Origin of the sequence: Halosimplex salinum, assembly GCF_003730195.1 — an archaeon.
GTDB classification, from domain to species: Archaea; Halobacteriota; Halobacteria; order Halobacteriales; family Haloarculaceae; genus Halosimplex; species Halosimplex salinum.
This window is the reverse complement of sequence record NZ_QWGG01000012.1, coordinates 12634-27775: the sequence shown is the minus strand read 5'-3', so window position 1 is coordinate 27775 and position 15142 is coordinate 12634. Positions and strand designations below refer to the sequence as shown.

13 protein-coding genes are annotated in these 15142 nt (G+C 69.1%); 6 read left to right on the top strand and 7 right to left on the bottom strand.

Annotated elements, in window-relative coordinates:
* Positions 1-31: 31 nt before the first annotated feature.
* Complete coding sequence (locus D1409_RS21365; protein ID WP_123539000.1) at positions 32-838, bottom strand: 2-amino-3,7-dideoxy-D-threo-hept-6-ulosonate synthase; 807 nt, start codon at positions 836-838, stop codon at positions 32-34.
* Positions 839-1122: 284 nt separating this feature from the next.
* On the opposite strand from D1409_RS21365, the gene D1409_RS21360 reads away from it, so the two are divergent.
* Entirely contained in the window at positions 1123-2643 is a 1521-nt protein-coding gene (locus D1409_RS21360; protein WP_123538999.1) for a hypothetical protein, read from the top strand.
* Positions 2644-2665: 22 nt separating this feature from the next.
* Here the strand turns inward: D1409_RS21360 and trpA are convergent, their stop codons facing one another.
* From trpA to trpC, 3 genes are read right to left on the bottom strand one after another with little or no spacing between them, the layout of a single operon-like run.
* Complete coding sequence (trpA, locus tag D1409_RS21355; RefSeq protein WP_123538998.1) at positions 2666-3511, bottom strand: tryptophan synthase subunit alpha; 846 nt, start codon at positions 3509-3511, stop codon at positions 2666-2668.
* The gene (trpB, locus tag D1409_RS21350; RefSeq protein ID WP_123538997.1) at positions 3511-4767 is read right to left on the bottom strand and encodes a tryptophan synthase subunit beta; all 1257 of its coding nucleotides are present in this window, start codon (positions 4765-4767) and stop codon (positions 3511-3513) included. Before trpB ends, trpA begins: the two co-directional genes overlap by 1 nt.
* Before the next feature lie 13 nt (positions 4768-4780).
* Positions 4781-5647, bottom strand: a complete 867-nt coding sequence (gene trpC / locus D1409_RS21345; protein ID WP_123538996.1) for an indole-3-glycerol phosphate synthase — start codon at positions 5645-5647, stop codon at positions 4781-4783.
* 140 nt (positions 5648-5787) lie between these two features.
* On the opposite strand from trpC, the gene D1409_RS21340 reads away from it, so the two are divergent.
* The 3 genes from D1409_RS21340 (at position 5788) to D1409_RS21330 (ending at position 8050) form a co-directional block, all read left to right on the top strand.
* Positions 5788-6768, top strand: coding sequence for a nucleoside hydrolase (locus tag D1409_RS21340; RefSeq protein WP_123538995.1), 981 nt, complete (start codon positions 5788-5790; stop codon positions 6766-6768).
* Positions 6769-6894: 126 nt separating this feature from the next.
* Positions 6895-7359, top strand: coding sequence for a DUF7109 family protein (locus D1409_RS21335; RefSeq protein ID WP_123538994.1), 465 nt, complete (start codon positions 6895-6897; stop codon positions 7357-7359).
* A 52-nt stretch (positions 7360-7411) separates the two neighbouring features.
* On the top strand, positions 7412-8050 hold the full coding sequence (locus tag D1409_RS21330) for an NUDIX hydrolase (RefSeq protein WP_123538993.1): 639 nt from the start codon (positions 7412-7414) through the stop codon (positions 8048-8050).
* Between the two features lie 147 nt (positions 8051-8197).
* Here the strand turns inward: D1409_RS21330 and D1409_RS21325 are convergent, their stop codons facing one another.
* Positions 8198-10366 carry a periplasmic substrate-binding domain-containing protein gene (locus D1409_RS21325; protein WP_123538992.1) on the bottom strand — a complete coding sequence of 723 codons (2169 nt, stop codon included), beginning with the start codon at positions 10364-10366 and terminating at the stop codon, positions 8198-8200.
* Positions 10367-10530: 164 nt separating this feature from the next.
* On the opposite strand from D1409_RS21325, the gene D1409_RS21320 reads away from it, so the two are divergent.
* Positions 10531-10992, top strand: a complete 462-nt coding sequence (locus D1409_RS21320) for an MGMT family protein (RefSeq protein ID WP_123538991.1) — start codon at positions 10531-10533, stop codon at positions 10990-10992.
* A 21-nt stretch (positions 10993-11013) separates the two neighbouring features.
* Here D1409_RS21320 and D1409_RS21315 read toward each other — a convergent pair whose 3' ends face one another.
* Together D1409_RS21315 and lonB are read right to left on the bottom strand one after the other, a co-directional pair.
* Positions 11014-12024 (bottom strand): CPBP family intramembrane glutamic endopeptidase, encoded by a 1011-nt coding sequence (locus D1409_RS21315; protein WP_235853671.1) that lies wholly within the window; start codon positions 12022-12024, stop codon positions 11014-11016.
* Positions 12025-12102: 78 nt separating this feature from the next.
* The gene (gene lonB / locus D1409_RS21310) at positions 12103-14250 is read right to left on the bottom strand and encodes an ATP-dependent protease LonB (RefSeq protein WP_123538990.1); all 2148 of its coding nucleotides are present in this window, start codon (positions 14248-14250) and stop codon (positions 12103-12105) included.
* 338 nt (positions 14251-14588) lie between these two features.
* Here lonB and D1409_RS21305 point away from each other — a divergent pair, with 338 nt between their 5' ends.
* The gene (locus D1409_RS21305; RefSeq protein ID WP_123538989.1) at positions 14589-15128 is read left to right on the top strand and encodes a nicotinamide-nucleotide adenylyltransferase; all 540 of its coding nucleotides are present in this window, start codon (positions 14589-14591) and stop codon (positions 15126-15128) included.
* Positions 15129-15142: the final 14 nt, after the last annotated feature.

Below are 15142 nucleotides of genomic sequence, written 5' to 3'. Positions count from 1 at the left end.
CCCGCACGAAAGAACAGGCAGCGACGGCGTCTCAGGCTTCGACGGGGAGGCCGGCGGCTTCGGCGGCCTCGTCGGCCGAGGCGTCGTCGTGGAGGACGGCGGCGATGGCGCTGGTGATCGCTTCGGGGTCGTCGTGCTGGAAGATGGAGCGCCCCATCGAGACGCCGTCGGCGCCCGCGTCGACCGCGCCGCGGACCATCGAGAGCGTCTCGCGGTCGGTGCCCTTCGACCCGCCGGCGATGACGACCGGGAGGGAGGTCGACTCGACGACGCGGCCGAAGGTGTCGGCGGTGCCGCTGTAGGCGGTCTTGACCACGTCGGCGCCCAGTTCCTCTGCGAGGCGGACGGCGTGACCGAGGTCCTCGGAGAACGCCTCGGGGTCGTCGTCGCGGATGTCGTGGCCGCGGGCGTAGGCCATCGCGAGCGTCGGCACGCCGTAGCGGGCGGCCTCGCTCGTGACCTCGTGGAGCTGGGTGATCTGGTCGGGCTCGTACTCGCTCCCGACGTTGATGTGGAAGGAGACGGCGTCGGCGCCGGCACGGATGGCGTCCTCGACGGTGCCGGTCATGCGCTTGTCCATCTCGTCGGGACCGATATCGGTCGAGCCGTTGAGGTGAACGATGTAGCCGGCGTCGTTCTTGTTCGGGTGGACGCGGTCGGCGACCCCGCGCTGGGTGAGCACGGCGTCGGCGCCGCCGCGCGTGACGGCGTCGACCGTCGATTCGATGTCGACGAGGCCTTTCACGGCCCCCAGTGTGAGCCCGTGGTCCATCGGAACGATCAGGTGTCGCCCCCCTGTCCCGATGCGGGCGAGGCGCGCGTCTTTCCCTGCGGTCATGTTGTGTGAGGGTGTGGCAAGTACGGTTATTTGCCTTCCGGTCTCGGCCGATACTGCGACCCCCGACCGCCTCCCTGCACCGACTCACGACCGTTCCGACTCGTCGCGGCACCCTCTCACTTCGGCCGCTGCCCGCTCGAAACGCGTATATTCTCAAATTCGATATTTCGGAGGGTAGCCGTATAGGATAGAGAATGCAACTACGACCAGTGAGACGCCGTCCCGTCGCATCGACACTCGGAATTCTCTTCATAGTATTAGCTTCGATTCTATTCGTCGGTACGGTGACGGCGAGCGGTGCGCTGGGTGTGGTCGACGGGGGCGTGGTCGACGGAGGCGTGGCCGACGGGGGTGTAGTCGACGTGGGCGTGGTCGACGGGAAGACCGAAACGGACGGGGCGGCCAGTGTGAACGGGTCGGTCGTCGCGGACGGGCAGGCGGTCGAACCGAACGTGAGCGCCGGAACACCCAGCATCGCGGCGACGGTCACGCGCGAGCGAGACGGGGTGGTCCGGTACGACCTCCGGTTCGACCGGCCCGCGGGCGCCGACCGAGCGTGGCTGGTCGTTCGCGGGAGCGCGCGCGTCGTCGACACCGACGGGTTCGAGCGGGTCGCGACCGGGAACGTGACCCGACTGCGCTGGACGGACGGGGCGTCGGCCCGCGCCGCGCTCGTCGTGCCGGTGAACGCGAGCGGCGACGCGTCCGAGACTGCCACAAGCAGAGACTGGACGTTCGCCCGCGTCCCGTACGTCGAGTTCCAGTGGCGGGACGGCGAGCGGGTGCACCGCGTCCGACCGCTGGCCGAACGGCGCGACGTGCTTCCGGCCGAGTCGGGCGCGTTCGGCGACCGGTACGCGGTCGTCGGCGAGTACGAGACGGTGACGCGGTCGACTCCGGGTGGCCGGATCGATCTGATCGTCCCAGCGGGCGCGATCTCGGAAGGGAAAGCCGGCCGGGTCGCCGACGCGCTGGCGCGAGCGGCCCGTGACCTCGACGTCGGCGACGCCGACGAGAGGGTGCTCGCGTTCGCGGCCCCCGGCTCCGTTCGCTGGGGCGGCGAGTCTGTCCCCGCCCGCGACGAGTTCTGGGTGAACTCGCGAGCGCGCCTCGACAGCGCGGAGGCGGTCTGGCTCCACGAGTACGTCCACACCAGACAGTCGTTCGTCCTCGACCCCGAGATGGCGTGGTTCCGCGAGGCGAGCGCCGAGTACTACGCCGCCCGACTGAGTCGCGAGCAGGGCCGGATCGACCGCGCGGCGATGGCGGGTCACCTCGACGGCGCACCGTCGGACGCGACGCTCACAGACCCCCAGAGCTGGACGAGTCCGAACGTGCCCCAGCGCAAGGGCGGGCGCGCCCTCGCCGTGCTCGACCGGCGCATCCGCGACCGGACCTACGGACACCGCTCCCTGGAGGACGTGTTCCGCCGACTCAACCGCCACGACGGCGTCGTCACCTACGCCGTCTTCGAACAGGCCGTCGCGGAGGTCACCGGCGAGCGCGACGACGCCTGGCTCGACCGGCACGTGAACGGGTCGGCCCCCGTCGCCGACCAGTACGGTCCCGACGCCCGCCCGCTGGCCGCCGGTCTCCTCGCGAGCCTCGGCGGCGGTGACACGGCGGCTTCGCCGACCGCCACCGCCGGCCTCCTCTCGGCCGTCCGCGGCGAGGGGGTCGCCTTCTTCTCGGTCGCGACGGGGTTCAGCGTCGTCGCGGCGCTCCCGCTGTACGGGCTGCTCCAGTGGGTACAGCGTCGGGAGCCGGATCTCGGCGGGCTCGTCGACGGCGCAGAGACGCCCTGAAACGGGCCGGAGAGGGGGAGACTCAGTCGGACTGCTCGGTCGCGGCGCGCTTCTCGGCACCGGCCAGCGCGCCTTCCTTGAGTTCGCGTGCCTTCGATTCGAGGCGCTGGGCGGTCTCGGTGAAGGGGTACTCGCCGTCGGCACCGGCCGCGATGATGTCGACCAGCGCGGAGCCGACGATGATCCCGTCGGCGCCCGCGGCGACGATGCGCTCGGCGTGCTCGCCGGTCTTGATCCCGAACCCGACGGCCTTGGGCACGTCCCAGTCTGCGACGCGGGCCAGCGACTCCTCGGTCTGGTCGGACACGTCCTCGCGCGCGCCGGTCACGCCGAGTCGCGCCTGCACGTAGACGTACCCTGAGACGTGCTCGCGCATCTGTTCGAGCCGGTCGCCCTTCGTCGTCGGCGCGATGATGAACACCAGATCGAGGCCGAACTCGTCGCAGGCCTCCCGCAGCGGTCCCGCCTCCTCGGCGGGCAGGTCGACGACGACGAAGCCCTCGATACCGACCTCCGCGGCCCGCTCGGCGAACGCGCGCGGTCCGCGCTCGCCCGTCTCGTCGTTCGTGTACTGCGCGACGAGGTTGTAGTAGGTCATGCAGACCAACGGCACGTCCACGTCCAGATCCTCGACGAACTCGAAGTAGCGGTCGGGCGTCATGCCCGCCTCGAGCGACCGGACGACCGCCTCCTGGATGGTCGACCCCTCGGCGATCGGTTCGGAGAACGGCAGGCCGAGTTCGATCACGTCGGCGCCCCCTCGCTCCAGCGCCTCCACGTATTCGAGGGACTCCTCGTAGCTCGGGTCGCCCGCCGCGACGTACGGGACGAAGGCGGGTCCGTCGGCGAACACGCGCTCTAATCCCATCAGAGGTCACCTCCGCTCCCGGCGGCGTCGCGCAGGACCGACATGTCCGGCGCCACGTCGAGGTCGCGTTTCTCCGTCTCTTCGAGCACGGTCTCCAGGTCCTTGTCGCCGCGCCCGGAGACGTTCACGACGACGACGTCGCCGAGTTCGTCGTGGTGCTCCTCGAGGTAGCCGAACGCGTGAGCCGACTCCAGCGCGGGGATGATCCCCTCGTCCTGCGAGAGTCGGTGGAACGCTTCGAGTGCCGAATCGTCGTCGACGTTCACGGCCTCGACTCGCTCCTCGTCGACGAGGTGGGCAAGTTCCGGCCCGACGCCGGCGTAGTCCAGCCCCGCCGACACGGAGTGGGACTCCATGATCTGCCCGTCGGAGTCCTGCAGGAGCTTCGTGCGCGCGCCGTGGAGGACCCCCTCCTCGCCGGTCGACAGCGACGCCGAGTTGGGCGCGACGCCCTCGACCTCGTCGACCTGGAGCGAGGAGCCGCCGGCCTCGACCGCGTAGAGACCGACGCCCTCGTCGTCGACGAAGTGGTGGAACGTGCCCATCGTGTTCGACCCGCCGCCGGCACACGCCAGCACCGCGTCGGGGAAGCGACCCGCTTTCTCCTGGACCTGCTCGCGGGCCTCCTCGGATATCACGGCCTGGAAGTCCCGGACCATCCGCGGGAACGGTGCCGGTCCCACCACACTGCCGATCACGTAGTGGGTGTTCTCGACGGTCGTCGCCCAGTCGCGCATCGTCTCGGAGATGGCCTCCTTGAGCGTGCCGCGGCCAGTCGTGACCGGGTTGACCTCCGCGCCGTTGATCTTCATGCGGAAGACGTTGGGCCGCTGGCGGCGGATGTCGGTCTCGCCCATGTAGATCTCGCAGGGCATGTCGAGGTGGGCCGCAGCCATCGCCGTGGCCGTGCCGTGCTGTCCGGCGCCGGTCTCGGCGATGATCCGCTCTTTGCCCATGTACTTCGCGAGCAGGACCTGCCCGAGCGCGTTGTTGAGTTTGTGCGCGCCGCCGTGGAGCAGGTCCTCGCGCTTGAGGTACACCGCGGTGTCGTAGCGCTCCGACAGCGACTCGGCGTGCTGGAGCGGGAGCGGCCGCCCGCCGAAGTCCGCCAGTCGCCGCCGGAACTCGTCCATAAATCCGTCCTCGTTGTCCAGGACGTACCGCTCGTAGGCGTCCGTGAGCTCCTCGATCGCCGGCATCAACGACTCCGGCACGAACTGTCCACCGTACTCGCCGAACATCTTGTCTGTGCTCATTGGTGTGTCTCCGTCACTCCTCGCTCCCTGCCGCCGCGTCCGCGTCCGCCCCGGCGTCCGATTCCGCCGCCACGAGGCGTTCGGTGTTCTCGGTCACGTCGCCCGCCATGATCGCGGACCCGACCAGCAGCGCGTCTGCGCCCGCCTCCCGCATCCGGGTCGCGTCGTTCGTCGTCGCTATGCCGCTCTCCGCAATGAGGGTGACGTTCTCCGGCACCTGTCTCGCGGTTTCACCGCTCGACTGTCCGCGGCGGACGAGCCGCCGCGCTTTCGGCGCCACCCGCTCGAACGTCCCCAGGTCGACCTCCAGTTCCGCGAGGTCGCGGTTGTTCACGCCGATAATCTCTGCGCCCGCGTCCAGCGCGCGCTCGACCTCCTCGCTCGTGTGGGTCTCGACGAGCACCTGGAACCCACGGTCGCGCGCGGCCGCCAGGAGGTCGTCGAGGTCGTCGGTCCCCGCTTCGTCGAGGAAGCGGACGATCAGCAGGACCACGTCCGACTCGACGGCGTCGAGCTGGCCCTCGCGGACGACGAAGTCCTTCCGCAGGACCGGCACGTCCACCGCCGTGCGGATGCGTTCCAGCGCGTCGGTCGACCCGCCGAAGTGCTCGGGCTCGGTCAACACCGAGAGCGCCGTCGCACCGCCAGCGACCATCGACTCCGCCAGTTCGACGGGGTCGTCGTCGCGCTCGCCGTCGGTCGTCGGACTCGTCGGTTTCACTTCGGCGATCACCGGGACGCGACCGTCGGCCTCGGCTCGCTCTATCGCGGCCGGGAGGTCCCGCGGGTCCACCTCGACACGCTCGCCGCCGCCCGTCCGCTCGCGGGCCGCGTCGAGTATCGACCGCACCTTCGGTGCGATCTCGTCACCAGTACTCATTACTGTCCACTAACGGACAGAGTTGTACATAAGCGTTGCGTCACGGTGGCGGCGAGCGGCGACCGGGCGACGGCGTGTGTCCCTGGCTTCCGTGACCGGAACGTTCTCCGCGTCCGGGGACGACTCGGGAGACGGTATCCGTGACTGACCCCGACAGCCATCTTGCCGACGAGGACCGATCCACGGCCGAGGGCCGGCCGACCGCCGACGATCCCGCGCCGGTCGTGCTCGCGACGGACATCGGCACCGACGTGGACGACACGTGGGCGCTCGCACAGCTCCTGCGGACGCCCCAGCTCGACTGCCGGCTCGTGCTGACCGAGGCCGGCGACCCGACCTATCGAGCGAGCGTCGCCGCGAAACTGCTGGAGCGCGCCGACCGGATCGACGTGCCGATCGGTCTGGCGCCCGAGGCACGCGAGATGGACGAGGGCGAGCGAAACCAGACGCCCTGGGTCGACGAGTACGACCTGAACGATTATCCGGGGACCGTCCGCGACGACGGCGTCGAGGCGTTCGCCGAGGTGGTGACGGAGGCCGACGAACCCGTCACCGTCGTCTCCATCGGTCCGACACCCACCCTCGCGGCGGCCGTCGACGCCGACCCCGATCTCGCGCGGGAGTGCCGGTTCGTCGGGATGCACGGCAGTTTCGAGGAGGGGTACGACGGCGGCGAGCCCGACGCCGAGACGAACGTCCGCGTCGACCCTGCCGCGTTCCGGACCGTTCTCGCCGCCCCGTGGCGCGACGTGCTCCTGACGCCGCTGGACACCTGCGGGCGCGTGACCCTCGACGGCGGGCGGTACCACCGCGTCTGGACTGCGACGGACGACCCCCTCGTCCGCGGCGTCGTCGAGAACAACTGCGTCTTCGCCGCGCGCGTGGAGTGGATGCCCTACGACGACTTCACCCGCCGGTCCTCGACGCTGTTCGACTCCGTCGCCGTCTACTTGGCCCACGACGAGTCGCTCGTCGAGACCGAGTCGGTGCGGTTCGACGTGACCGACGACGGGTTCACCGAGCCCGCTCCGGACGGGGAGTTCGACGCGCGGGTCGCGCTCGCGTGGGCCGACCGCGACGCCTTCGAGGCGTACCTGACCGAACGGTTGCTGTCGAGGTAGACCGCCGGCGAGGCCTTTCACCGCTGGACTACACACCCGCCCTGTGCGGCGCAGGTCCCAGGCGGGCACGTCACGCCCGAATCGTTCGACAGAAGCCTGAAATGGGCCGGCGTCGTGGCCCCGGGTATGAGTCTGCTGGGAGACGAACTCTCCGGGGTCGTCGATCTGTTCGGCGGGCTGACCCGGTCGGAGCTTCACCGTGCGCTCGAGGAGCTAGCGTTCAAGCGCGGCGAGGAGCCCGACTCCGAGGCCGTCGCCGCGGCCGTCGAGGACGCCGTCGAGAGCTATCACCTGATCCCCGTCGAGCGCGACGGCGATGGCGACCCCCTGCTTGTCGCCGGTCCCGTCGCCTTCCCGACGCTACCCGACCACGCGGAGGACCTCCCGCACATCATGGACGTCGAGGAGCGCACCGTCGACCGCGAGACGGCCGCGGCCGCCGCGCACGAGCACCTCAAGGCCGACGCCGGTGCCGCCGCCGACGCCGGGAACGCGGAGCGGGCGGCCACGCTCGTCGAAGTCTGCTACGACCTCGAGACGTGGGCCGCCGTCGACACCGCCGATCTCCGCGCGCGACTCGACGAGGTGTAGTGCCTTCGAGGGTAACCCGCAAATTAAGACCACCCGTCCCGTTCGTGGGCGTATGGACCTGTCGCGGGTGCGCGAACGCGACCCCGTCGGGCTGGCCCCGTCGGACTCGCCACCCGAACGGAACGAGCGTCTCACCGGTGACGAGCGCGAGGCCGCGGTCCTGGCCCCGGTCGTCACCAGTGACGGCGACGACCACGTGCTGTTCACGAAGCGCGCCGACCACCTGACGGACCACCCCGGGCAGATGAGCTTTCCCGGCGGCGGCCGCGAACCGGTCGACGACGACCTCCTGGCGACCGCGCTCCGCGAGGCCAACGAGGAGGTCGGACTCCGTGCCGACGAGGTCGACGTCGCCGGTCGCCTCGACGACATCCGAACGATCACCGACTACGTCGTCCGCCCGTTCGTCGCCCGCGTGGCCGACCGATCGTACCGTCCGACCGACGCGGAGGTCGCCGAGATCGCCGTCCTCCCCGTCGTCGGACTCACCGACCTCGGCAACTACGAGAGCGAGCGTCGCGACCACCCACACTACGGCGAGATCCGCCTGCACTTCTTCCACGTCGACGGCTTCACCGTCTGGGGCGCCACCGCGAACATGCTCGTCCAGCTCCTCGAGCTGACCACCGACTGGGAACTCCCGCCGGAACCCGACCACACCGTCGACGCCGACGCGGACCTGCCCGGATAGGCCCGGTCAGGTCGAGTTAGTGCCAGCGTCGCCACTCGCGTCCACGAGAAAACGGGGCCGCCGGGTGACCGGCGTCACCCGGGGGCCGCCGGAAAACGTCGGTGCCCCCGACCGGGCGAGTGCGTCAGAAGACGGACGCCTGCGCTCTCACTCCGGCGGCTCGAAGTCCTCGTCGGTGCTGGCCTGAGTGATGCCGCCGAGCACGAGCACGTCCTCGATAGCGAACGACCGCTCGTAGTCGAGCGCTCGCGCGTCGGGGTCCGGCCAGTCGAAGTCGCGCACGTTGCCCCAGGCGCCGCTGAGATACTGGTGGAACGTGAAGTGCGGGACGTAGAAGTTGTAGTAGCGCGCGCAGGTCCGGTAGAGCTCCTGGAGTTCCTCCTCGCTGTTACCCGGCTGACGGATGGCGTCGACCGTCTCGACGAGGTTGACCTCGGTCGCGTTCTCGAGGTCCGGCGCCGCGCCCGCTTCGTCGGGCGCTTCGAAGGCACCGGCCTCGTCGGGCACCTGCTGGACGATCGGTTTGTTCTGGGTGTCCACCTCGTCCTCCGGGTCGGCGTCGAACGGGCTCGCGGCGGTCGGACTGCCGGCGACGAGCGCCTCGTCCCACCACGCGCCGCGGTCGTGGTAGTACTGGAAGATGTACGGGTCGCCGTGCCAGAAGATGGTCGAATCGTAGTTGAGGCCGCCGTTCGGGTCGAGGTTGTTCGACCAGGTGGACCACCCCTGCGTGCTGAAGTTCACGCCGAAGCCCCAGTTCGTGAGGTTCGCCCGGATCGTCTGGCAGGCCTGCACGTGGTCCTGAATATCGGACGTCGCGATGAGGTCTATCGCGGCCGGGTTGCCGTTGGGGTCGACCCACTGGCCGCCCTGCCTCGAATAGCCCGCGCGCTGCATGTACCGGTTCGCGAGTTCCTTGTTCGACGCGCGCGAGTAGTTGTGGAGACTGTCGAGGAACTCGTCCGAGAAGACGCTCTCGGACTGGGCGTCGAGCATGAACGTGTCGTGCTCGAGAACTTGCGACGCTCCTTCGCCCCAGCCGTTGGCGCTGACCGCGTTCCAGTCGATCGCTTCGACCAGGGCGCGGCGAACCCACAGCCGTTCGAGGTGGGGGTTGTTCCAGTTGAGCTTCCACATGTCCCCGCCGGTCGCGCGCAGCCACCGGGTGATCTCCTGCATGTGATCCGGGAGGCTGTCCCGGTTCGGCGTCGAGCCCGGCGTGATTGCGCCGTAGTCGAGGTCCAGTTCTCCGTTGCTCTGGAGCGTCTGCCGTCGGTCGCCCTCGGCCCAGTAGAGCGCGAGTTTATTCACGTTCGTGTACTCGGCGTTCGGGTGGTCCGGGTTGAGGGTGAGGACGACTTTCTCCGAGCCCACGTCGTCCATCGATTCGAGCCGGTAGGGGCCGGACCCGGCGAGCATCTCGTCCGTGCCGCCCTCCATCGCCATCCGGTCGAGACTGATCCGGTCGCTCGTCAGGTCGTCGGTGACCGTGCCGGCCTGGTCTTCGTTGCTGGCGTCGCGGTAGCGCTCGAGGTACGGCTCGGTGAAGTCGGGGTGGATCGGCGGGTCGCCGTCCACCGGACCGGCGTTCGATTCGAGGACCGCTCGCCCGGACGGGTCGGGGTCCTGGTCGGGCACTTCGCCCTTGTCCATCCACTGGTGGAGCGTCCACTGACTCTCGGCGTTCTGGTTGAACGTCGCGCCCTCGGCGAACTTGTTGCCGTCCTGGAACCAGTTGACGTGGTTGTGTTTCTCACGGGCGACCGCGTCGAACGGGTCGCCGTTCCAGTATTTCGCGCGCTCGTCGTGGTGGTCCCGCCAGTCGTACGGCGGAGACACTTCGATCCCCGTGATCCACGTCATGATCTCGACCTCCTCGTGGTCCGGCTTGTGAGGCGTCGGGACGGTCGTCCCGCTGTAGGAGTTGTTCGTCGTGTGGACGTTGCGGAGTCCGTGGAGGTCCGACATCCACAGGTCGCCGACTGTGTTGTCCTGGGGCGTCCACGGGTTCCAGTTGAACACGTCCGGCGAGTTGTTGATCGCGTAGTTGATCGTGTCGGTGACCGCCTGTCGGTCGGTCGCCGTGTCCGCCTCCGTCTCCTCGTCGGTGTCCGAGTCGGCGTCTGTGTCGCCGTCGTCCTCGTCGCTCCCGTCCCCTTCCGGGGTCGGCGTCGGGGTCGGGGTCGTCTCACCACCGGCCTCGTTCGAACTGTCGCTCGGACAGCCCGCGACCCCGGCGACGCCCACCCCCGCCAGGATCTGCGCGTACTGTCGTCTCGATAGCTCCTCGTCACGGTTGCTGTCATGCCCCCGCATACCACACCCCGATACGCCACTGAGTAATAAAGTCTACTGATATTTATGATGTTTTTTACCGGTAGATGCCAACTTCTCCGGTCCCGGAAACAGCGGAACGGAGCCAGACCCGGTTCGACGCCCGCGAGACAAATCTTCAAGTTCCGACCGGCCGGAGTACGCGTATGAACGAAGAGGCGGGGATCTACGCGCGCGAGTCGGCGTATCTCGACCGGCACGTCCAGTTCGGGGAGGCCCAGGGGCGAGTGATCTCGGTCACGTTCCCCAACGCGCCCGACGAGGGCGCGAAGACGGACCACGAGTTGCTGGACCGGATCGAGGCGTATCTCACCGGCGCCGAGGACGACTTCGCCGACGTGACCGTCGCGCTGACGGTCCCGACCGACCGGCGCGGCGTCCTGGAGGCCGTCCGTGAGATCCCGTACGGCGAGCAGGTCGGCGTCGCGCAACTCCTCCGTATGACCCCCGACATGGACCCGGAGGACGACGAGGACGTGCGGACCGCCCGGAGCGCGCTCGCCGACAACCCCGCGCCGCTGCTCATCCCCGACCACCGCGTCCGCGACGGCCCCAGCGCCGCGCCCGCGGAGGTCGAACAGCGCCTCCGCTCGGTCGAGGGGCTGTAGCGGCCCGGCCGACTCACCCGCTCACCCCCACACCGGGTCGGGTAGTCCCAGTCCCTCGTGGACGAGGAACTCCAGCGCGTTGACGAGGTAGTGCGCGACCACGACGACGAGCAGGCTGTTCGTCAGGACGAACCCGGCGGCGAGCGCGAACCCGAGCGCGCCCGTCACGGCGACGCCGACCCGGCCCTGCGCGCCGTGGCCGAGCGCGAACGCGACCGAGGAGAGGACCGCCAGCGCCCACGGCGACGTATCGAACGCCGCCGTCGTCGCCCCGACGACGGCCGCCCGGAAGATGAACTCCTCGACGACGGCGATCACGGGCAGCGTCGCGCCGAGCAGAAGCGCCCACGCGCGGGGCCCGTCCGGCGCGAGCAGTTCGCGCAGCCCCTCGTCGTAGTCCGCCCCCGATTCCGCCGCCAGCCCGGAGGCGAGTTCGTTGCCGACCCAGAGGACGACGCCGAAACCGAGGCCCACCGCCACCGCGGGGAGTCCCGTCGAGAGCGGAGCGCCACTGACCCCGAGCACGTCGAGCGGGACGCCGAAGTACCACGCGCCGCCCGCGAGGATCGCCCCGAACAACCCCTGCGTGAGCGCAACGTTGAGCAACAGCAGTCCCGGGGTCAGCGTCGGTGGCTCCGCCGCACGCGGGAGGGCGACCGGGCCGTCGTCGCGGTCCGGGTTTGGGTCGACGCGTCGCGCTGCCGGCTGGCCGTCCTCGAAGGTCCGCCCGCCGACCGCTCCGTCGGGCGCCAGCGGATGCGCGCCCGGGGACGACTCGTCCGGGTCGGGTTCGTCGTCACCTCGCGCTCCGTGGTCACCTCGCGCTCCGTGGTCGCCTTCCAATCCGTGGTCGGCCTCCGCTCCGTCGTCGTCCTCGTCGGACTCGTCGTCGACGACGCCCTGGGAGAGTCGCGCGAGGATCAGGAATCCGGAGAGGACGAACCCGAGGAGCCACACGAAGCTCACCAGGTCGGTCTCGGGCGAGCCCACGGTCACGAGAGGGGCGGTCGGTGTCGGAGGCCAGCCAGTCACAGTACGAGTTGGGACTGGGCGGTCGAAAGTCGTTACGGAGCGGCGAGCGGGAAAACGGAGGGCAGCGGTGGTGCCGAGTTACTGCGGGCTCGGGCTGCCGCCGGTCTGACCGACTTCGCGCTGTTCGAGCGCCTTGCCGGTGATGGACTTGAGGCGGTCGACGAGGCCGTCCTTCTCGGGTTCGCCCGCGAGGGCGACCTCCAGCACTTCCGAGATGTGGTGGACGGGGATGATCTCGATCTCGTCCTTGTACTCGTCCTCGATCATCACGTCCTGCTCGTTGGCCTTCGGGATGATGACCGTGTCGAGACCGGACTTCGCGGCGGCCTCGATCTTGTGCGTGACGCCGCCGACCGGGAGCACGTCGCCCCGGACCGACAGCGACCCGGTCATCGCGAGGTTCTGCTCGACCGGGACGTTCTCCAGCGCGGAGATGACCGCGGTCGCCACGGTGATGGAGGCGGAGTCGCCGTCGACGCCGCCCTCACCGGCCTGGACGAACTGGATGTGGACGTCCTTCTCGGAGATGTCCTCGTCGCTGAACTTCTTGATGATGGCCGAGACGTTCTGGACTGCCTCCTCCGCCATCTCCTGGAGCTGGCCGGTCGCGATGACCTGCCCGGGCCCCTGCGAGGGCGTGACCTCGGCCATGACGGGGAGGACGATCCCGCTGTCCTCGCCCATGACCGCGAGGCCGTTGACGCGGCCGACCACGTCGCCCTCGTTGACGGTCAGTTCGTAGTCCTTGCGGCGCTCGATGTAGTTGTCCGCGAGCTGTTGCTCGATCGAACGGGAGCGGCGCTTGGCCTGGAGCACGTCCTCGCGCTCGGTGAACTCCTTGTCCTCGGCGCGAGCGATGTCGCCCGCGACGCGGACCAGCCCACCGAGGTCGCGCAGTTTCAGCGAGAGGTGGCCCTTCCGGCCCGAGCGCCGGCGGGCTTCGAGGATGACTTCCTCGACTGCGGTCTCGGTGAAGTGCGGGAGCCGACCGTCCTTCTCGACCTCCTGGGCGACGAACCGGGCGTACTTGCGGCGCATCTCGGCGTCGTCCTCGATGGTGTCGTCCATGTACACCTCGTACCCGTAGCCCTTGATACGCGAGCGCAGGGCGGGGTGCATGTTCTCCATGGCGTCGAGGTTCCCGGCCGCGACCATGATGAAGTCCGTCGGGACGGGTTCGGTCTGGACCATCGCGCCCGAGGAGCGCTCGGACTGGCCCGTGATGGAGAACTCGCCCTCCTGGATAGCCGTCATCAGCTTCTGCTGGCTGCGGATATCGAGCGTGTTGATCTCGTCGATGAACAGCACGCCCTTGTTGGCCTTGTGGATGGCGCCGGCCTCGACGCGGTCGTGGCTGGGCGTCTCCATGCCGCCGGACTGGAACGGGTCGTGGCGGACGTCGCCCAGCATCGCACCGGCGTGGGCGCCCGTCGCGTCCTCGAACGGCGCGGTCTGCTGGTTGGCGTTGCTGACCAGCAGGTTCGGGATCATCGCGTCGTTGCCGCGCGACCCGTAGCGGAAGGCCAGATAGACGACCCCCGCCGCGAGGATACCCAGCAGCACGGAGCCCTGGATGAGCAGCGCGTACCCGATGATGATCGCGATGATGATCCACATCAGGAACGAGCGCATCTGGTTGCGCTTGCGTGCTTCCTCCTTGTGGGCGTCGACGATCTGTTCGCCTTTCCCCGCCGGAACGGTCCGGATCTTCGGCTCGTTGCCGTCGTCGGGGTTGTGGTAGACGAGAACGTCCTGGAGTTCCTCCTTGGGGAGCAACTGGCTCATCGCCTTCGCGAGCATCGACTTGCCGGTCCCGGGCGAGCCGATCATCATCACGTGGCGGCGCTGTTTGGCCGCTTTTTTCACTACGTCCCGGGCGTGGTCCTGTCCGATGACCTGGTCCACCAGCCGGTCGGGGACCTCGATGTCGCTGGTGGTCTCGATGTCGAGACCGCCGAGCAGCGCCTCGTCGGCGTTCTCGACGACGGCGTCGTCCGCGTCAATCTCGACCGTACTGCCGAGACTCTCGTCGGGGTCGACCTCGACAGCGCCGTCGTCACCGGCGTCACCGGCGGTGGACTCGCCCTCGGCGTCGACCGGCGCCTCTGGCTCGGACGCCCCGTCGGCTGGCTCCGAGTCCGGAGACTCGGCGTCGGTCGCGCCGACCTCCTCGGTCTCGTCCGCCTCCTCGGCGGACGGATCGTCGGTATCGATATTCTCACTCATATAAACGGTTCTAACATCAGAAGCCAAGGGCTGTTTATTGATATACTTTCTCCCCCCGAGCGGGCCGATAATACGCCCGAACCGCAGGACGTGAGCCGGATCCGGCCGCTCTGAGTACACGCCACCTACCGCTCAGGACTCAAAAAACAGGGACCGTCTAGGGGACGTGTCTACCCCCCGTAAGCGGCGGGGTAGGACCCGGTGACCGGCGGGGTTTCGACGGGTCCGAAATCGAATCGCCGCGGTTCGGGGGCCAGTCGCTGGTGTCCGGGGTCGACTCTCCGGGGTTCGGAGCTGAGTCACCGGGGTTAATGTGCTCGCTCCGCACACGATGGGGTATGACACGCGGGTTCTACATCGGGCGTTTCCAGCCGTTTCACAACGGCCACCGGGCGATGGTGGAGCACATCGTCGAGGAAGTGGACGAACTCGTCCTCGGCATCGGGAGCGCGGACGTCTCGCACACCGTCCGCAACCCCTTCACCGCGGGCGAACGCGTGATGATGGTGACCAAGGCCGTCGAGGACGTGGACGTGCCGACCTACGTCGTCCCCATCGAGGACATCGACCGCAACGCCGTCTGGGTCAGCCACATCATGAGCATGTCGCCCTCGTTCGACGTGGCGTACTCGAACAACCCCCTCGTCGTCCAGCTGTTCGAGGAACGCGGCATCGAGGTCCGCCAGTCGCCGATGTTCGACCGGGAACGGCTGGAGGGCAGCGACATCAGAGACCGGATGCTCGACGACGACACGTGGAACGACCGCGTGCCCGACGTGGTCGCGGACGTGATCGACGAGTTCAGCGGCGTCCAGCGACTCCAGACCGTCGCCAAGGACGACGTCTCCCAGCGGTGGGAAGCCGAAGAGGACGAGTGACACCGGGGCGGCCC